This window comes from Ruminococcus sp. XPD3002 (assembly GCA_900119535.1).
Taxonomy (GTDB): domain Bacteria; phylum Bacillota; class Clostridia; order Oscillospirales; family Ruminococcaceae; genus Ruminococcus; species Ruminococcus flavefaciens_H.
In genome coordinates, this window is sequence record FPJT01000015.1 from 1 (window position 1) to 20,304 (window position 20,304).

The 20,304-nt window shown below is 39.6% G+C and carries 16 protein-coding genes and 1 CRISPR repeat array; of the genes, 1 reads left to right on the top strand and 15 read right to left on the bottom strand.

The annotated features are described in order from the left end of the window. Positions 1-70 precede the first annotated feature (70 nt). Positions 71-292 (top strand): IS3 family transposase, encoded by a 222-nt coding sequence (locus tag BT127_RS17375; RefSeq protein ID WP_350339284.1) that lies wholly within the window; start codon positions 71-73, stop codon positions 290-292. A gap of 97 nt (positions 293-389) precedes the next feature. Here BT127_RS17375 and BT127_RS12525 read toward each other — a convergent pair whose 3' ends face one another. The 15 genes from BT127_RS12525 to BT127_RS12595 all read right to left on the bottom strand — a co-directional run bounded on the left by BT127_RS12525 (position 390) and on the right by BT127_RS12595 (position 20,253). Continuing rightward, a complete protein-coding gene (locus tag BT127_RS12525) occupies positions 390-617 on the bottom strand; it encodes a dockerin type I repeat-containing protein (RefSeq protein ID WP_175541968.1) in 228 nt (75 codons plus the stop codon). A gap of 50 nt (positions 618-667) precedes the next feature. Then, entirely contained in the window at positions 668-1,036 is a 369-nt protein-coding gene (locus tag BT127_RS12530) for a hypothetical protein (RefSeq protein WP_075425328.1), read from the bottom strand. A 146-nt stretch (positions 1,037-1,182) separates the two neighbouring features. Then, a complete protein-coding gene (locus tag BT127_RS12535; protein ID WP_075425329.1) occupies positions 1,183-3,069 on the bottom strand; it encodes a leucine-rich repeat domain-containing protein in 1,887 nt (628 codons plus the stop codon). A gap of 303 nt (positions 3,070-3,372) precedes the next feature. Beyond that, positions 3,373-3,711: a hypothetical protein gene (locus BT127_RS12540; RefSeq protein WP_075425330.1), complete on the bottom strand. Its 339-nt coding sequence runs from the start codon at positions 3,709-3,711 to the stop codon at positions 3,373-3,375. 271 nt (positions 3,712-3,982) lie between these two features. Further along, the gene (locus BT127_RS12545; RefSeq protein WP_075425331.1) at positions 3,983-4,603 is read right to left on the bottom strand and encodes a hypothetical protein; all 621 of its coding nucleotides are present in this window, start codon (positions 4,601-4,603) and stop codon (positions 3,983-3,985) included. A 208-nt stretch (positions 4,604-4,811) separates the two neighbouring features. After that, positions 4,812-5,189: a hypothetical protein gene (locus tag BT127_RS12550; protein ID WP_075425332.1), complete on the bottom strand. Its 378-nt coding sequence runs from the start codon at positions 5,187-5,189 to the stop codon at positions 4,812-4,814. Further along, on the bottom strand, positions 5,186-5,695 hold the full coding sequence (locus BT127_RS12555) for a hypothetical protein (RefSeq protein ID WP_075425333.1): 510 nt from the start codon (positions 5,693-5,695) through the stop codon (positions 5,186-5,188). The genes BT127_RS12550 and BT127_RS12555 overlap by 4 nt, the downstream gene beginning before the upstream one ends. Next, positions 5,692-9,375 (bottom strand): helicase HerA domain-containing protein, encoded by a 3,684-nt coding sequence (locus BT127_RS12560; protein WP_075425334.1) that lies wholly within the window; start codon positions 9,373-9,375, stop codon positions 5,692-5,694. The genes BT127_RS12555 and BT127_RS12560 overlap by 4 nt, the downstream gene beginning before the upstream one ends. A 32-nt stretch (positions 9,376-9,407) precedes the next feature. Beyond that, on the bottom strand, positions 9,408-11,897 hold the full coding sequence (locus tag BT127_RS12565; RefSeq protein WP_075425335.1) for a dynamin family protein: 2,490 nt from the start codon (positions 11,895-11,897) through the stop codon (positions 9,408-9,410). 246 nt (positions 11,898-12,143) lie between these two features. After that, positions 12,144-12,900: a CRISPR direct-repeat array (repeat unit 25 nt; unit sequence GGATCACCCCCGCATGTGCGGGGAA). A 132-nt stretch (positions 12,901-13,032) separates the two neighbouring features. Beyond that, the gene (cas6e, locus tag BT127_RS12570; protein ID WP_075425336.1) at positions 13,033-13,671 is read right to left on the bottom strand and encodes a type I-E CRISPR-associated protein Cas6/Cse3/CasE; all 639 of its coding nucleotides are present in this window, start codon (positions 13,669-13,671) and stop codon (positions 13,033-13,035) included. Positions 13,672-13,679: 8 nt separating this feature from the next. Next, on the bottom strand, positions 13,680-14,333 hold the full coding sequence (gene cas5e, locus BT127_RS12575; RefSeq protein ID WP_075425337.1) for a type I-E CRISPR-associated protein Cas5/CasD: 654 nt from the start codon (positions 14,331-14,333) through the stop codon (positions 13,680-13,682). A 2-nt stretch (positions 14,334-14,335) separates the two neighbouring features. Then, positions 14,336-15,421, bottom strand: coding sequence for a type I-E CRISPR-associated protein Cas7/Cse4/CasC (cas7e, locus tag BT127_RS12580; RefSeq protein ID WP_075425338.1), 1,086 nt, complete (start codon positions 15,419-15,421; stop codon positions 14,336-14,338). Next, complete coding sequence (gene casB / locus BT127_RS12585) at positions 15,418-15,960, bottom strand: type I-E CRISPR-associated protein Cse2/CasB (RefSeq protein WP_175541969.1); 543 nt, start codon at positions 15,958-15,960, stop codon at positions 15,418-15,420. The genes cas7e and casB overlap by 4 nt, the downstream gene beginning before the upstream one ends. Before the next feature lie 26 nt (positions 15,961-15,986). Next, positions 15,987-17,615: a type I-E CRISPR-associated protein Cse1/CasA gene (gene casA, locus BT127_RS12590; protein ID WP_075425379.1), complete on the bottom strand. Its 1,629-nt coding sequence runs from the start codon at positions 17,613-17,615 to the stop codon at positions 15,987-15,989. After that, on the bottom strand, positions 17,608-20,253 hold the full coding sequence (locus BT127_RS12595; protein ID WP_075425340.1) for a CRISPR-associated helicase/endonuclease Cas3: 2,646 nt from the start codon (positions 20,251-20,253) through the stop codon (positions 17,608-17,610). The genes casA and BT127_RS12595 overlap by 8 nt, the downstream gene beginning before the upstream one ends. Positions 20,254-20,304: the final 51 nt, after the last annotated feature.

Sequence of the window (20,304 nt, forward strand, 5' to 3'; positions counted from 1 at the left end):
GCAACTCCACAGTGACCAAGGGTTTCAGTATACTTCACCAGCGTACTATAACCTAACTAAATCATACAACATTACGCCGTCAATGTCAAGACGTGGGAACCCATATGATAATGCTTTAGCGGAAAATTTTTTCTCGATCCTAAAAACAGAGTGTATTCACAGGACAAAGATCAAAACATTTGCCGATGCAAGACGGCTCATCGATGATTACATCTACTTTTACAATCACCAGCGCATTCAACTCAAAACAAAACTGACTCCGCTTGAATTGCGAAGCCAGTTCGTAGCTTAATTCTATTTGCCATAGGGGCTTTTTTGTGCTGTACGCACAATGTGGTGCGGTTCAGATTATAATACTTCTCCACAGGCTTTTATTTTTGTTTTTTATCTTAGTTAATCATCATTTGTTTCAAAAGCTCATGTTTCATCATACAGATGTCAAATATGTTCAGGACATTATCATTGCAAAAGTCCGCTGCTTTCCAATTCTTTAATTCTGTATCGGGTACGGCAAGCAGCCACTTCTGTAATAGAACTGCATCAGCTACATCGAACTTACCGTCTGCATTGACATCACCCTCTGTCATATGTGTAGTCCATTTTGAAATTGCTTCCATAGACGGAGTCCATGAGGGCTGTACTTCTCCATGTTTCAGTGGAATACAAGCTACAGATATCGTTGTATCCTGGGTATTCGTAAGATGGACAGCGAGCTTTCTGTAATCACTGTTACAGACGTATCAAGGAGCCTGTCCGCTTCGCTGCGAAGTTTCTCAAGAAGGATCGCTGTTACGGAATCATCTCCGATATGTGCTTTCAGCTTTGTAAATCTTTCATCAGACATTATGATACGCGGATGAGCGAACATTCCGTTTTTTTCGATCATATCACTGATAACCTGTTGACCGTCAATAAAATCACCGTAAAAGTCCGCTTGGGAACTGTTCGGACCGATATCCTCAGAAAATGCAGTATATGGCATTATGCCGATCAAAACGGACAGTACAAGAATAATGCTTAACAGCTGTTTTTTCATAAATTCCCCCTCTGATCAGATGAAAATAGGTTTCTCTATATATAATTTATCACAGTTATTGTCATATTTCAAGTATCTGTGCGGCGGGAGAATTGATGATAATTTTTATGTTCAGAAATGCTGCGATAGATTATGCAGAGACTTGTTTACTGCTTTATGCTCAGAAGCTTATTTATAAGCTCCATTCCTGACAGCGAACCGTTTGAAACCATTTTATCCGGATCTGTATATAAGTTAACACAGAAGTTCGGATTTTTACTGGAAGTATATAAGTTTTTTTGACTGTAATTTCCTTTACGCCATTCACCTGTATTGCTATTGAATTCTATGCAATAGTTAGTTTTAAAATCATAATTGTTCACATCATAAAGAAGTATTCTTCTGTCCATACCGCTTTCTTCATCATTTATGTATTCCATTCCAATACAAACGATTCCATGAGTGTCTTCATCATCAGGGCTGACTCCATGCGTCATTACGGCAACATCTTCGCCGTAAGTTATGTATTCTATATATTTGATGATGTCATCATCCTCATTGCCGAATTTGGGGACAATGTTTCCGTAAGCTTTTTGCCAGCTGTTTTCATTGAAATTTGACCATACCGTATTTATAAATGACTTTGTAAAAGGTGAACACTCCTGAGTGATATCAGATATTATGGAGTAACCCGGTGCAAATTGATCTGTTGTAAGATAGCCATTATAAGTAAGAGCGCAGATCGTAGCAAGTCCGGCGCACGAACCGGTGAATTTTGCTGAAAGATTTTTCTCCTCTACATATGGTTTATGTCCGTCAATAAACAGATATTTATTATTGTAAGCCAGATACTCCGGGCAGTTTGGTGTCCATGTACCGGTTTGCCACATATAGTCTTTGAAATTTGCTATTGCTTCAGCCGGTGCATCCTCTGTATTCTTGTATTGAAAATTTCTTCCATCAGCGGCAGCGTATGCCCTTACATTTCCGCCGCCATTGCTGCTCCATAATGTGAAATCCTGTTTTTTGCCCTGATAATAATTGCGGACATAATCATATCCGAGGGCATCATTTCCTATATGTACATCCGGATTTTTACAGACAAAATATGTCATATCATTGCAGCCATAAAAGGCGTGATCGCCTATCGAAGCAAGATCATCGCTTGTATAGACAGTTTTCAGTCTTCCGCAAAATTCAAATGCAGATTCTCCGATGTTTGTCACGTGTGAAAGGTTTATCATTCTGAGTCCATCCATATGATAAAATGCCTTTTTACCAATCGTTTTTACTGTTGAAGGAAGCTTGATATCAGTATCCGATTTATAAGTTGGAAAACACTCAAATGCACTTTCAGGTATCTCGGTTAATGTCGATGCTGAGAGATCAATTTCATTAAGAGCAGGACAGCAATAAAAAGCGCCCTTGCCTAATGAACGTATTTTTGGAAGACATAAACTCGTTAAGCTGCTGCATTTTTCAAATGCTCTGTCACCTATTACTTCAACGCTATCAAAAGAAAAGGCCGATAGTTTCTCACAGCCGGAGAATGCCTCTTCACCGATTTCGTTCAACTTATAATCCATAACACCAACTGTTTGCGGAGTAAGTGAAACATTAGTCAGATTGGAACAATTTATAAATGAATCGCTGCCTATTTTAGTGATCGTTTTCGGTAAGATAACGCTGGATATGTTTTCGTTTTCATCAAAAGCCCAGTCACCGACTTCAGTTATCGTGTAATCAACACCTCGCCAGCTTGCCTTTTCAGGCACTTGAATAGTTAACCCGGATTTAGCTGTAAAACAGCCACAAACGACAGCCGTCCTTGCTTTACTGTCTTTAACATCGAAATACAGAGTGTATGAAGCATCTGCACTTTTAATGGTAAACTCACCATTTCTTGTAGTATATCCTGAAGAATGGTATGGAGCTGCGTAAGCAGATATAGGTTCAGCACCAAAGTCAGAAAGAAAAGTGAAAGTGCATAATGGATTGCATATTGCTGTTGTTGCAAGTACAGCTGCTATACTGCGTTTGAATTTGTTGTTCATAGATAATCTTCTCCTTTTTATGTGTATTATATCCTTGACTGTGCTTGGGATATGGATATTATATCACAATAAAATGAGGAGTCAACAGAATTCCGGTAAGATGCAGATTCAGAAAGGTAAGTTGCCGTTTCAAGGGGATAAGTTACATACAGCTGCCCCGAAGGACAGCTGTATTCTTAATATATCATCACGAATAAACATTAACGGAATAATTTCGCTCCTTACTCTGTTTTTTCATATTATAACATGGTTGATGTCGGATTGCAACATCAGCAGCAGTACCATACATCGTCTTAGACACGATCATGGCGTGACTAGGATATAGCAGATACGGAGAAGTCTGCTTACACTCGTGAAGCTCTTGAGTGCGAAAAAGCGCAGAAAGGCTCTGTGGGGATCGTAGAGGTGGTCTATATGCAGATTGAGGGTTTTCTGTCCTTTGGCGTTCCTGGTCTCTTCGATAAGACTGCCAAAAACGTATCTGAGGGTCTTTTGCATATCGAAGTACTTGCTTTTTCCGCAGATGTCTGCCTCTGCGAAATCCTGTGCGGAATAGCTTCCGTAGTAGAATACTTTTTCAAGAAAGGGTTTTGCCACACTGTAATCTTTGAAGAACTGCCTTTGCTTCTTATTGCCTGCCATTCGCTCACCTCTTGTTTTATGATTATTTCATATCAAGATTCAGTTTTCAAGAAATAAATTTCGCCTTTAAAGGGAAATATATTTTTCTCGCGATTACAAGAACTCCTTATTCAAATAAACACGTCTACATCTCCGGCGTAAAGCCGGAGAAGAATCATTCTTGAAGAAATAGTACATAAACCTTAAAATATCAAGCTCGAACATTTTTGCTTGTTTGACTGTTGAGGGGTCAAAATCATAGATCATCTATATTATATAATATTTTTGAAAATCATCTGAATGACATATGATCACCCAGCAGATATTCAGACATACATACTAAGTCTGCAACAGAAACTTCTGAATCAGAGTTCACGTCTGCCAGCTGACGTACTATTGTTCGTTCAATAAGTCTGTCAATATCGGAATAATCATTTAGGTCTGAAAAATCATCCATGACTATTTCTCTCAGCTTACAAAGATCGAATACATTTATTATCCCATCAGGACACAGGTCGCCTAAAATGAGTTCATCGTGCCTTTTCAATACAATGTTATATGAATCGGCAAGAAGCAATACTCTTTCAGGTTCGTTAAGCATTGGAATGTATACACGCCAGTTATGCTCATCATACCGATCGATTATATATATTTCATATTCAATTTTAGATTGCAATTTCGCACTGAATCTTTTGTTAGGTGTATTATATATAACTAAATCATCCGTTACCCAAACCATGTCGCCTATTTGCGGTTCATAGGAAATATTATCTGTGCCTTCGGGAGGATCGGCAGCTACTATTGTGGGTTTTTCTTCAGGAATCTCAGAATCCTGAGCATATACTGTTGTTCCAGCCATTGAAGCAGCAATTGCTGCCGCTGAAAAAACAGAAGCGAGCTTTTTATATTTCATAACAGACCTCCTTGTTTCAACGCACCCAACATATTTATCGGATAAAAGGGACTATAACATCATATAACTTACGACTCCATTCAGCATGGAATTTTGCAATCTGAATCCAATCATTTTCATCTTTTTTGCTGACATTGTGTAGATGTGTTATCTGTGCAATTAGAAATTTGGATAGTATTAAAAATCATGGTTTATAGAATAAAGAACTTTAACAATCGTAATAACCTTTACATCCAAAAAGGATACATTCCGCTTTACCATACGGTGCATAGACACCTATTGACTTTGACACACTTATCAGTTCATTATCAAGATCATCAATTATTCCTTTTACTTCAGTCTCTGATACAGGAAATACCTTAATATCACCTATATATACATCAGCATCAAATATCTCCACTGCCTCCATGTTATCATTGGCATCATAATAAACATGGCAGAAACCAAAATCATCCGTAGTATTCTCGGAGAATGCTGATTTCTTAAACTCGTCAAAACTTCCCCATTGTTTTCTTACTTCAGAACGCTTGGTTCCGAATCTAACGCCGTCAACACTCTCTAAAGGGACTACATTAATTCTTTTCATACTTTTCCTCCTTGTTCTATTTTGTTCACATATTCTCTTGCTTCATTTATCGCCTGATCATATTTATCTCCAAATTTAGATTTGATATCTGCAACATCCATTTCAAACGCTTCGAGAAACTTACCATCACTCACAAGTTTTTCCTGTTTCGCCCGATATTCGCGCGCTTCCTTTGAATTACCCCAACTGGCCGTTTGCATATGATCAGCCTTATCCATTATTATTGCCGGACCTTCTTTAGTATCCATATGATTTGCAGAATCGGCAGGCGTATGATGAATTTCTTTTCCATCCAGATTATCAGCCTTTTTCAGATCAGCATATTTTCCACCCTGAATATCTGTCTTTTCTATCCTCTTATCCGGATCAAAGACATCAATTTTATTCTCATTCTTCTCCGCTCTTTCAGAAATATCAAGACGTTTATCCGGATCAAAGTTTTTCAAATCGCTGCTATGTGCTGACCTGATCTCAGAGGCAGCATTGTTCATATTTTCGATACTCATTTCAAGCCTCCTTCAATTTGCCATTTCCGAAGTTCATCTGCTCTGCCTAAGTGATTAAACAGATGATCTGTAACAATAGCCTGTACTATATCACGTCGAGTCTGATCATCTATCTCTTGACACGTGATTTTTCTAAGCTGATCCTCACATAATTTAGTCCATGACACAGGATCATTGCTTTCAGAATAAACCTTTTCCATAGTCAGAAGCATATCCGGAAGAAGTGCGCTTATTATCGGCGCAAGTTTTGTCATTCTCGGCTCGGCAGGAGGTTCAAGAAGCATGTTGAATATCTTTGCTCTGAGCGAGGGTATGATATGCATACTCTCGAGTTTTTCTGAAATGCTCCCAAGAATAACTTCTTTATTCAATCTTGTACCTTTACACAGGAGCTCAGCAATATACAGACCTTCGCTCATATCTGTACGCTCATCATTTTTCGGTTCGTAATGATAAATCGTTCCGTTAACACCTGCCTCATCTACCTTGCAAAGAACAGGCTGTACCCATTCGTTCTGATATACAGCTGCTACACCTCTCGGCAGCTTGGCAAGTTCTGTTATCTGAGCATCATTAAGGTTTGCAGATCTACCAACGAGTTCACGGTCGCCCTGATCAGGCAGACGAAGGATAATTTTTGTATTAGTATTCCTTATAGCTGACATATCAAGCAGTCCCGGTGCCTGATCTGCAATTATAAATCCTTCTCCGTATGTACGCATCTCAGCTATAGCATTTGAAATCATTTCAACGCTTTTTCCAAGCAGATTTCCTGCTTCAGAATTTTGTTCAGATGATGTGCGTTTAAGAAGATTATGCGCTTCTTCAAGCACTGTTATATGCTGTAAAGGAACATTCATACCGTTTCCTGTCATACGATACTCCTGAAGCTTCAAGACAAGCATTCCCATAATAAGAGACTTTGTTTCAGCCGAGCCTATGCGGCTCAGGTCAATGATAACATTTTCATCAAAAAGTTGTGTTACCGAAAGTTCTTCAGAGGCAAATATCAAGCCGTTGATTCCGTTTGTAAGCGAATCGAGTCTTGTCAGCAACGAGCCCTTATATGCGCCTTTATTCTCGGCATCGTATTCACTGCTGTCAATTATAGCTTTCACATTTCTTGCAACATCGGCAAATACAGGATATAGTTTTTTACCGAAGCGATTAACAGAACGTGTCATATCCCAACCGCAGGCTATATAGGATCTTTCAACAGCACTTTTTAATACGGCAGGCATTGCAGCATACATAGGCCAGCACACATTGAAAATCTCAACAAGTCGGTCTATGTGTTCAAGAACATGGATTCCCTCAGGAAAACTGAAAGGATCAATTTTCAAAAGAGGTGATATTGAAGGATTGGTACTGTATACAGAGACATCTTTATCATTGCCGAAAACATGCTTGTATTCTCCCTTTGCCGGCTCTATAACAAGGAATCCTATACCGCTGTTCCGTGCCTCTGTAAGAATTTTGTATATAGTGTTACTCTTTCCTGTACCTGTACTTCCGGTTATGAATGTATGGGAAGCAAGAGAATTTACCGCAAGTTCTACAGAAGTTGATTCTTCATGATTCATATGAAATACAGTTCCGATACGAAGGTTATTCTCGTCGTTTGTTTCCACATAGGAATTAATGCTTCTGCCAAACTCTGCACACTCTATTACCGGGAATCCGGTAAGTGATCTTCTCGGGAAATTAAGTGAATAAGCGAGTTCTTTACCTGACAGCGCTGTAGTTGCAGTAACAAGCGGAGGATACACATTATAATCCGGCTCGTTTTCTGTAACTTCCAGGTCAAGTCCGAATACAGGATGCCTTAACTCTCTGAGGTAACCGCATATTTCCTCTGCTGCAGTACTGTTAGACGTATCACCTCTCCATAGATTGACCGAAGCTCTGGACATATATGACTTTTCTCCCTGTGTGAGTGCAAGGTAAGTATGTGCTACATTATTAGCTGTATTAAGATCTTCGCTTAGGATATAAGCAGCAAAATCCCACATTCCAAGCGCAGTACTCTGTTCATAGCGCTTCATTTGTTCTTCAAGCATTTCAAGGGCGTGTTTGATATTGAAGTTTGTAAACGACTGTGTTATTCCTTCATTCTTTCCAACAGATGCTGTAACATTAGAAGCACGTGCAAAATTGACCCCGAAATTAGTTCCAAGATTAACACTCTTGAATGTACCTGCAGTTCTTCCAAGGGTATTTGTTATAGTTCTTCCGATGGTATCGGTTACTGTTTTTGAAGCACTCTTTGTTACTGTATTCGTCACTGATTTGGCAATTGCTTTTCCATATGTCTTTGCAAGCGCTCTTCCTTTTGTATCAGAAACGCCTTCAATAATCCCTTTTGCTTTTGATATTCCTTCAGTCACACTATTAGAATTTGAAAAAGCATCACTAATAGATTGTTGTACAGATTCCGAAAGACTATCACTATGACCAGTAGATATTCCGCCGCCAATATGCACAGGTCCTAAACCAACTCCTGCATTCAGGCCACCATTTACGTTATTTGTTTCTGTTTGCCCTGATGCTGTACTGTGTTGATCTGTATGCGTAATCTGATTTCCTTGAGTATTAGAAGTATTCTTTGTATCAACTGTTGATTTTGATTTATTCTTGGTAATATTCTGTGATTCAGTATCAGTTATTGCTTCATTATTAGTTTCGGTGTTTCCCTGTCCGTTTGATTCACTGCCGCCCTGTGTATTTGCATCTGCGTGACTCTTTGATTCTGCCTGAGACTGGCTTTGGGTAACAGACTGATTCTGACCATTCTGCACACCTGCACTTGCGCCGACATTAACACCCAATTGTGCAGATGAGCTTACACCGTCAGTCTCTGTATATGTGAAATTCGTCTGCCATGAAGCATACGGTGCAAGACCGGAATACAGTTCGGCAAGGCGGAGCTTCCTTTCTTCTATATCCTGAATCGGAGTTGCAAGAAGAATAATAGTATACTCTTTTTCATAGCTGTCAGGTATGATACCATCAAGCAGTTTCTCAATTGTCTGGCTTATGAACTTATCTGATTTCTCAGTCGGAACATTTGAACATGATGCAACCGAATAACGTATATCATTATCAAGGAACTCAGGAGTACCTGTCATAGCTTTACTGCTGTATTCCGAACCGGGAAAGTTACCTCTGACAGCATCCGCAAGTCTTCTATAATAATCATCAACTCTGCCGTTGCTAACCTCATTTAGGTTATTGGTAACACCAAGATACACCTCTGTCAGCTCACATGTTCGCCTGAATATCAGAGAAATATTGCAGTCCTCTCCTGAAAGTACTTCATAGACATTAACAAGCTTTTCAAGGCTGTTTTCCTCCTTATCTGTTACCCACTTGGTAATGTTCATATAACGTATATTGTTATGAGTACGAAATCCGTCATTGACTCCGAAATTGCGTTCAACAGGATCATATAATTCGGCAAGCTGCGGAAGATATGCATTATAAATTTCTATACTGCTTGCTGCAATAAGACTTTCTGTAAGATATACTGCAGACGCAGGATCTGCATTTTCAAGCAAAGAATAATATTCGTCACGGTGCTTGTGTATCTCTTCTATCTGACCGGGACTTAGCGTTGACAGTTTCGCTATCTTGTCACCTGCTTTTTGTCCTCTTTTGGTTATCCAGTTCCTGACACCCATATTTTCCATCCTTTACATAAGTTATCTATATACTAACCTTTGTGCCATTCCATAAGTTCAGCAATCTCATTAGTATATCCACTGAGTCTTGCGAGTCGTTCCTCAAGCTCTATGATACGTTTTTCTTTTTCGGCAATAAAACGTACAAGTTTCTGCAGTTCCGGATTGAACTCAGTAATATTTGTTTTTATTTCACATAACAACTCATTGTTCCATTCCTTGAAACTGCGCGAATGACTTTCCTTAATACTTTCAGCTGTTTCATCCAGAACCTTTGTATGTTCTGCATTGAATACCTTAGCCAGTTTTCCGAGATTCAGCTTATTATTTTCTATAAGTTTAACTCCGAACAGCGTCAGTGACCTGTGTTCAAAATCTGTCTTAGTAAACACTTCATCAGCAAGACGATCAAAATTAACAGGAGCGTATGTCATGATTATCTCTTCGATCTCGGAACGGCGTTCCTCAGATATTGCATCTGAACCTGTAACTATTTCTATCAGTCTCTTCTTCATCTTATCTGAACAATCTGTCCAGTAATGCTGTGATATCTCGTTAAGTTTGTCCTGTGCCTCTGAATTATACTCAGTAAAACCGCCCTTTATCTCCTCAAGTATCCTGTCAGCAGCTTCCTTGTCTATAGCACGTTCGTTATCACGCTGCTCTTTAGCCTTATCAATGCTGCCCTTTACATCACTGAAAAGACCAGCAAGTTTGCCTTTCTTCGTTTCCGGAGCTTCAGTTATATTTGAAGCAGAGTCTGTAACTGTTCTTTCTGATCTTATCTTTTCTGTGATCTCGGCTTCTCTATTCTGAAGCAGATCCTTATCGAGCAAAGTGATATTTTCCTCTGTGCTTGTCTTCATAAGTACAACATGTTCATCTACGAACTGCTCTCTGATAGCTTTACTACCGTTATCAAGGTCCTCAACAAGTTTCTTTTCACCTGCATCAAGCCGTTGCTCAAGGTCAGCTTTTTCTTCCATGCAAAGCTGCTTTTCATTTGTTATGGCCTGTTCCGTCACTTTTGTTACGATATCCAGAAATAATTTGGACTGATGACACTTATTATACGGAGAATACTTTCCTGCAAATGTCTCGATCTCTTCTTCTATCGAATAAAGTCCGCTGTTAGCATAGATATTGTTTTCACATTCATCAGACCTCTCTACAGAGCGATTTTTAAGATGCTCCGGCATAATGTCATATTTATAAAGCTGCTTGTAGAATTTAGAAGATGGATCAGAGAATTTTTCTTCAAGATCGCTGAATATCTCTTCATAATATTCATTCAGAAAGTTTCCGCTGTTTTTAGAACCGAGTCCCATAACCGAAGATACAAAGAAAATACGGTTTACTTCAAGATTCTTCGGAATTGTATGATTCAATACACGCCCTGTATCCATAGGCTTTTTACCAAAGTTTATCTGGTCTGCTTTATTAACAACAATAATTGTGTATCTGCGGTCAAGACGATACATACTCTTTATGGTATCGCAGAGATTTTTACTGTCCTTTGTATCGAGTTCATCATACTCTGAAACAAATACAGGAAGACCGTTTGAAAGATTCTCCATAGCATGGCGCAGAACATCAAAATGCTTCTGGTTAGAAGCAGAATTAGCTCCCGGTGTATCGAAAATAACGATCTTGTGCATTGATCTTCCAAGAACTCCGGCAGGATTAAAAGGAACTTTTAAACTTATGATATCGGAAAGACCTTTTGTTATCTCTTCATTTTCTGCATCATTTAAGACTTCAAGCACCTTGTATACCCTATGCATCATAGGTTCATCTGAAGATTCTTCCATTACCTGCCCCAATTTTCTGAAGAAATCATCGTCTATACGTATATTTACGGACGGTGATCCGTTCTCATTAAACAATATCTCTATCTTCTTTTCCTCATATTCAAAACTGATCGATGCACGATCATTAAATGCAGAACGTTCAATACGATGTATCTTTGCCGTAAGAGGATCATCGCCGCTTGGAAGCACCTCGTATCCTACAAGAGAATTGATAAATGTGGATTTTCCTGAGCTGTAGTTTCCGAAAACACATATAGGTATCGCTTCTTTCGATACATCAGCAAATCTCTTCTTAGCATCATTTACTTCCGCATTATCGTTAACGCTTATATTTATAAGCGGCTCCATCTTACCGAAGATCTCCTTGACCTCGGGCAGTATATCGCGGGCGTTACGGATAGTAACCGAAGATGCTTCAACATTGATCAAGCCTCTGTACGATTCATCCGAACAGACTTCCTGCAATTCCTTCAGTTCGTCATCTGTGCCTTCAAATACAATTGTAATAGGTTCACTGCCAGCCTGAAACTCCTCAAATATTGAATCAGCTATTTTTTTAACAACAAAAGGAAAAACTCCCTTTTCAATTTTTTCGCTATGAAGCTTGCTGTTTTCATAGTCCACCAATTCCCATTCCGATGTAGAACTGTCAAACTGACTTATAGAGATTATCTCCTCATAAGGATTGCTAATTATCTTTAAACGAGCCATTATTTTTCTCCTATGCTGATTATTACTCAAACAGCTGTTAATTGTTGAGTTTTCATAATAACATTATACCATTAAGATATAAATACGTCAATATATAACATGCTTTATTTTCTTAGTCAGAGCAACCGCTGACTTTTGATAAAAAACTTGTACATATTTTTACTAACACATTGTCTATACAATTGATGTACTATTTAAACAAAAATTCCAATTAAATCACATAAACAAAGTTTATAGGTAATATTAGAATCACCCCCGCGTGTGCGGGGAATTGTTTGAACGTCTTGGACGTGATGCGGCTTTCGAGGGATCACCCCCGCATATGCGGGGAATAGTTTTTCAAGACCGACTTTTCACAAATATCAACGGGATCACCCCCGCATGTGCGGGGAATAGTGCATAAGGTGCTGTATAATGCCCTGTGGGTTAGGATCACCCCCGCATGTGCGGGGAAAAGCCGTTTTTTGGCGTACTGCTCTTGAAAGCATCAGGATCACCCCCGCAAGTGCGGGGAATAGTGCCGCAGGTCTCTCCGCCTTGCCTCTATGGTAGGATCACCCCCGCATGTGCGGGGAATAGAGAACGAGAACGATGTGGTTACATCCTGATTTAGGATCACCCCCGCATGTGCGGGGAATAGATAGGATGTTCAAGGATAACCGACCACTCGCCGGGATCACCCCCGCATGTGCGGGGAATAGCCTTTGTATATGAGATACGCTTCCCAGACGTTAGGATCACCCCTGCATGTGCGGGGAATAGCAACCTGCGGCATTGGGGTCTGCTTCTGCGTAGGGATCACCCCCGCATGTGCGGGGAAAAGTTTATCTCTACCATTGGTAGGGACTTTGCTTTAGGATCACCCCCGCATGTGCGGGGAATAGTAATCAAGCGCTTCAAACTCATCATAATCAACAGGATCACCCCCGCATGTGCGGGGAATAGATTGAAGAAGGTAAACGAATAGCTGCAATTGAAGGATCACCCCCGCATGTGCGGGGAATAGCAGAATCTCTGACAGTAACAGCACCATCCTCACGGCTGATACGGCAATGTTCGAGATATAAAAATGTCATTCTGTCGCTAATAGCAGGCAATTCAGACAATATGGGCTTTTCCATTCCACTCTGTGTGTTCATTTTCTTCCTCCTGCAACAGTAAGAAGTCCCATACCATAAGCTTTTTCTCGTCCAATTCCATTTACAAGAGCTTTTCTGAAAGCATCGGCATCAGTTACGGTGAGTATACCTTCAAATGTGACCGAAAGCAGTTTTACCTTGCTTTTCTGCTCCTTATTTTTTTTGAACATATACCATCTCGATGCAGTTACAAGATATTCTCCTTCAGCAACTGAGAAACCGTTTTTCTCCGCCTTTCTGCACAGCCATTCTTCCTGATATTCCGTAGTTATATGGGCGATTATTTTGCCTCTGCCGTTTTTATCAGGCAGATGCTTTGATTGCATAGTCGGATTTGCCGTCAGTCTGAACTGCCATTTACTACCGTTGGTTATGCGTTCAAGAAGACCGTCATAACTTTTACATTCATATTCGCATCCATAGCCGAACTGCACAGCAACAGAAGAAAAATCGATTTTATTTTCACTCAATATCAATAGATACTGTTCACCGAACAAAGTATCTGTCCGCCAGAGTTTCCTTGTTCTTTCACCATTTTCTGCACTTTCGATCGCTCCATGGAAAAGATTAGGTGCAGCCAATGCCTGCATGGTTTTTCTCAGTGAAGTATTAAGTTTGATTCTTGATAAATACATTCTGCACCTCACAATTCCGCCATAGGATCATGTTCTTCCAAAGCAAGCATTTTTTCTTTCATATATCGGTAACCATGTATCCTGTGCAACTGAGAAAAAGATACAGGAACGTCCTGGATCATTCTTCCGCCATCATCGGATTCATATACAATACGTCGGAAGCTATCTTTGCTATTGACCAGCGGTGATGCATGTTCCAGTGCATCAACAAGACCTTCATCGCATATGCCGATAATTAACGGCAGTGTGATCGGACAAGAGCGCCTGCCAAGAAAGAGCGGATAAACAGGATTATTCAGTGCTTTGACTATCTCTTCGAGATAGTCTTTGTTTTCTGATTCTAAACCTGCAAGAAATACCGCATCTGAAAGATAGTATCTTGTGGTAAGGTGAGAATCATCCATTTTGCCGTTCTTATACTCATGGACCATATGGAAATCTTTCAGCAATTTTCCTTCTCTGTCAACACGTATGCCAAATTTCAGTTTTGCAAGAGGTTCAAGCAGTTCGGGAGAATCATTCCTCTGTATTCCCATTGCGGCCGCTATCATGCCTGTAACACCGCTTTTAGTAGGTTCACGTTCAGTATTGCGGATGTTGAATTTTGAATCGCTGCCCCACGCCTGCAAAGGAGCAGCAAGTCTCAGTAACAGCGTTGCCATTATTATACCTCATTTATTTCAGCTGCAACGGCTTTTTCGAGCGCATCAAGAAGTGCGTTCAATGGCAGTGACTCAGCCTTATTTGAGAAACAGTCACCGATACAGAAGGCTTTGACAGGTTCTGCAGCAAAACGTGAATAAACTTTTTCCGCATACTCTGCAAGTTTCTTTTCAGATTCTTCTGCATAGCCGTTCATGCTTCGTTTTATCGGTGTTTCAAAAGCACCGCAAAGATTAACAGGCTGATCCTTGCGTATCGTTACGTATACTGAATCAGGCAATGTACGATTAGCAAAAGTGTTTTCTTTTCCTGTGGGCATAGAACATATAAATGCCTGTCCGAATTTTTTTACAGTTTCAGCAGTATTGTCTGCTCCAAGAGTTTTAACAAGTTCGGATGCATTTACTGTTGCATATCTGTAAAGGGTGGATGAATTAAATTCAATTGTTCCAAGATGACCTGCTCCGGAATTATCTTCCTCCTGAAAATCATCAACCGCTGTGAAATAATCATACTCATTCTGAACTGCATGAGTCGATATCGCATGAGCCACCTGAGCGGCAGCATCGCAGTTAAGTGTGGGATCGCTTGCAGCCATTCTTCCGAATAAAGCAATATCAACCGAGGGATTGTCCTTGAGATCCTTTTTTAATATATCTTTTGCTTCTTTCGCCTTGAGGTCAAGTGAAAGAGCATGTTCGGCAATAGCTTTAGCCTGCTTATTACTCATAAAGAACAATGCCTCAGCTTTTTCAGGCTCATCTTTTTTAGCAGATTTCACCTTGATTCCGGCAATTTCAAGTGCTTCAACCGCAAGACTGTGACGTTTTTTATCATCAAGATCACATCCTGAGGCAATCATTTCTTTTTCTACCATTTCTACAACATTTTTTGTGCGAAGACCAAGTTCTTCTTCTGTGAAGAGCTTTTTGAATTCTTCTCGCATAACGTGTTTCCATGCCTGTGAAGAAACCCTTGCTCTTACTGCACCTCCATAGACAGCAGTTTTCGGACTGCCCATATCATCACGGTTCACACAGCTGGGAGGCAATGTCTGTAATACATGAAAATCAATATATATGCTCATTTTTCATTTTCTCCTTTTTTATAATAGAAATCCTGTCCCCATCTTAACTGGACATTTTTACGTTTATCATCGAACTGAAACCACATAATATCATCTGCGAGCATTTCATAATCAATACCAATTCCCTTTGAACTGAAAAGCTGTATCAGACATCTCAGGTGGTAAGACAGTTCAGACATATCCTTTGCAGTTACAACAGGTCCGAATCTGCGAAGAACTCTTTCCCGTTCTTCATCGGTGTTTTCGCTCATAAGTTCTGCTGCTGCCATGCCAAGACTTTTCCCCCTGCAGTTGACACTGTTTGTATTTCCCTGCTGATGAAGAGCAAACAATGTCAGAGAAATATATATCGCCCATTCTGCATAAGTAGGTTCGCCGTTACTGCTGATAAAATTCTCAGGCATTCCATTAAGGAATTCTCCCCATAACTCAGGTATCTCTCCGGGAACTCTGCCTGCTCCGCGTCTTAATCTTGCGAGTCGGGCTTTTCCTCCTGATGAATCCTTTTGATTAATAAGCGAGTTCAGCTGCTTACTCATATACTGGCTCACATCCGACATTTATATCACGCTCCTTCATATAATTTTTTCACCTTGCCTTTGAATTCATTCAACGCTTTAGGTGATGAATATATTTTTCCGTCTATCGTATGACCGATAATAGCTGTTTCAGGCTGTTCCGAGACAAGTTCTTCTGCATATTTCAATGCTATATTTTTGGCTGTTTTCTGCCAATCGTTCAGTATTTTCTGTTTTTCGCAGTCCGGATCGATATTACTTAGCCACTCTCTGAAAGGCATATCCAACCTGTAATATAGCTGTTCTTTTGCTGTGTTTGTTATCTCATTATAATGCTTGTCTTTTGAACTGTTACTTCCGCCCGAAGCAACATACAGGTCTTTGGCCAGATAAACAGTATATCCTGCAAGTTTTTCACACTTTTTTATCTCATCTTCAATAATGCTTCTCCAGTTTCTTCCCAGATCTGAAAGTAAAGCTGAATGCAATGTCAAAGAATCGGAAAAAATGTTTTTGACAAAGAAATCCTTGTCTCCGTATTCTACTGCTGTTATAGCAGTTGTCAGGAAATGATTATTCGATAAACAGGATCGGCCATAAAGGTAGTTGCAATACCAATTAACAACGCCGGAGCGTCTGTTTTTATCCTCGGTTTTCTCGTCATTATAGATTACTGAAAATTCACGCCACATCTGTTTTGATGAATCGTGTCTTTTAGGCGTTACAGGCTCATTCTTATTTTTATCATTTTTAGGAACCCTCCAAACAGTCATTGGCTCAAAGAAGGCATTTTCCTTATCAAAGAAATCACCTCCCAGAAGTTTATAGCTTATCACTTCATTTCCTTTCCTGTTTAGAAGTATTCTTCTCGATTGTAATGTGTATAGCTGAGCCAGATTATCAGGAATAGAAATCTGAACACGTTCCGCATCGGATACTTTTTCGCATTCCCATATCGGCTTTTGGTCATACTGAACTTTATCTTCATTTATCAGCACAAGGTTAAGCATAAGAGTTTCAAACAGATTATTTCCTGTGAGATAGATAAGTCCGAGTTTTCCCAACCAGCCTGCTCCCGGAGACGGAAGACTTCCTCCTGCTTTTATCTTACCTTCTTTTGAAGGTTTAGCGGAAGTATCATCATAAGCATTAAGATACAACAGCCATCTTGCAGATTGAGAATATGTCAGACTATTCTTTTTATTACCCGAATAAGAAGAAAAAAGCCTGACTTTATTTCCGCTTTCAGATATCTCTCCATTCAATTTAGGCGAACCATAATCTGTGCCTATATGTAGTCCTCCGACCTGAAAAAACGGTCTCTCAGGATGAAACAACCAGAATCTTTCATGCCATTTATCAAGATATTCCGATACAGCTTTTTCGGGAAATCTGCCATTATCCCACCATGACTTCCAACGTTCAAGAGCTTCATCCTCGTCATCATCAAGTAAATTTTCTTCACCATCTTCATCATACCTTGATATCACAGGATGAATGACCGCAAGGATCAGTCGCATAACTGCCACGTCCTGAGTCGGCAATTCACCTTTCAATGCCTTGTATTCATGAGCATTTATTATTGCATCTTTGAGTGAAACTTCAATAATATTGCAGTTCTTATCTGTAACTCTTATCCACGGTTCGTCAATAAGATTAAATTCTGTATCATTCACATTCATCACTCTCCTTATCACAGATCAGACCATTTTCATAGCTGTATCTGAGTTTGTATCCCAATAATTCAGCCTCCATATTATCGTCAAGGAACAATACCAATTTGCCTTTTAACCATGGTGAACGTTGCCATTCATTTATGAAAGCCATGCATTTTTCTTCAAGAGCATATACCGTTTTTTCTATATTGTATTTCTGACAGAACTTGCTCGGAAGCCTTAGAACCTGCTCTGCAATATGTTCACATTCTTCTTCGCCCAATTCCGTTGAAAGTAATGAGCCGTCAATAAATTTTATCTGTCCATCACCGCATCTTTGCATTAGAAGAACTTCAATTGACGATATACCGTCACGTACAGAAGCCTCTGCCTCCGTATCTTTAGTTTCAACCGTTCTGTCAAGAAATCCGTGAATATCTTTACATTTAGGCTTTTTCAGAAGAAATGCTTTTGCACGGCTCTTTGAATCTTCTAAGGAGTTTTGATATTCATAGAATTCTTCACTTTCGTCAGAAGCATTATAAACCTTTTGAACCAAAGGTGATATATCATCAGGAAGCATCAGCGTTTCCGGAAGCACTTCCAGAGTTTCTTTAAGAAGCCATTCGCCGTATATATATTTTGAACCTGTCTTATCATTTTCAAATTCATCGGTGATAACATAACAAACAGGCTCTTTCAATTCATCAGGACGATTGTCACGCTCATGCCTGTGAAGTCTTCCGATACGCTGCAATAGCAGATCCATAGGGCAGATATCGGTTATCAACAGGTCGAAATCAATATCCAGAGATTGCTCAAGAACCTGAGTACCTATAACTACAAATCCACTTCGCGTAGAGGAATTACTTGTTTTACCAACTTTTGCCAAAAGTTCGTTTTCTTTTTTGCTTCGGTCAGGCATTATATATTGAGCATGATAAAGAAGCGTATTATCGGTTATCTCTCTTCGTATCATCTCGGAAATATTCTGTGCTCTTGAAACTGTATTAAGGATAATTCCAACACATCCGCCTGCCTTTATTGCCTTTTTTACAACTTCCGGTATATCATTATTATTGCACTTGGCTACACTTACAGAACTATGACGACCATCATAAGGAAGAGGTGACTGCTTTATCTCTTTTCCGTCAGTCCATGTAAGAAGCGGATATGCCTCATTTTCTTCAAATTCGCTATCAGAACTATTCTGCTGAAGATATGCACGAATAAGTGACATTCGTCTCTGCGATGGCAATGTTGCCGAAAGAAGTATCACAGGAGTATGGTATGCTCCAAACCATTGTAATGCACGTTCAAGATATTGATTCATATATGCATCATAAGCATGAACCTCATCTATCACTACGACCTTTTCGGATAGACCTAAATGAAGCAGCATAACGTGACGTCGTTTCAATGCAGACATAAGCATATGATCCACTGTTGCCACAACAAAATCTGCAAGACATGCCTTTTTACTGTCACAAAACCATGAATGAACAATAAGTCCGCTATCTGTTTCTTCATCAGGTATGCCGCGCTGTATCTTCTGGAAAGCTTTGTTCATTGCAGCACTTCCGTGTTTCAATTGAATAGAATGAAAATACTCATTAGATTGCTTTTCTGCCCAACACTTAATGCGTGGGAATATTCCGTTTGCTGTTGCCTGAGTCGGAAGTCCGAAAAACAATCCATTTTTATTATTTTTAGCTGCAAGCAATTCAGCTGATGCAAGTGCAGCTTCTGATTTTCCTATTCCCATCGGAGCTTCAAGAATAATTATTCCCGGTTCATTTGCTTCAGCAACCAAATTCAGCATAGCTCGCTGAGTTGCTCTTGGAACAAAACCAAAATTATCCTGAAATAAATCATCATGATAGATTTCTGTAAATGATCTCCACATTTCAGGAAATTCTATTTTTTCCCATGCTGATTCAATGCGTCCGGGATAATATTTTTCAGTAACATAATCATCAACATCTATAAGCGGGAAAAAAACTGTATTGCTTGCTATCCAATCAGCAGTTATCAGCAGACCGGTGAGCAGTAATTGTGCTTTTGAGTTGAGTTCCGGCAATTCTTCTATCGATGTCAAATTAACTTCAGACAAAGCATGATCTATTATTTCTTTCCACAATTTTTCAAGGACTATTCTGTTCTCTTCACAGACACCAAAGAAATTTTCATAATCAACTATTTCACTTTTTAATTGAGTCAGATCGCGGTCACGAAGTTCCTTTGATTCAGTCGGAACTCCATGATGGGCACCAACTACAGCAGAAACACTTTCAGAACATCCGAAAAATCTCAAAATAACCTCGCCAGCCAATGCATGAGAAAAATGGCTGTTTATAGTCCCATCCAGATTAATACCATTCCGTTCGATTTCTCCGATGCGTCCTGGAACATTTCGAGATATCCTATATTGAAATCCAACCGTAGCCTTGCCTATATCATGTACATAAGCCAGGAATACAGCAGTTTGGATCAATTCATATTTGTTGAGATCACATGAAACAGAAAATGAACCTGATATAAATTCACTAAGAAGCTTCTCCATTATTCCGGCTGTATCCTTAAGATGCATACGTAGTGGCAGCCATTCGTTGTTATTTCCGCCTGATTTAGCAATCAGCAGCTTATCTATATCAATCATCTCCTTTTAAGATGCTCTCAAGATATTTTTCAAAGTCACAAATAAAAAGAA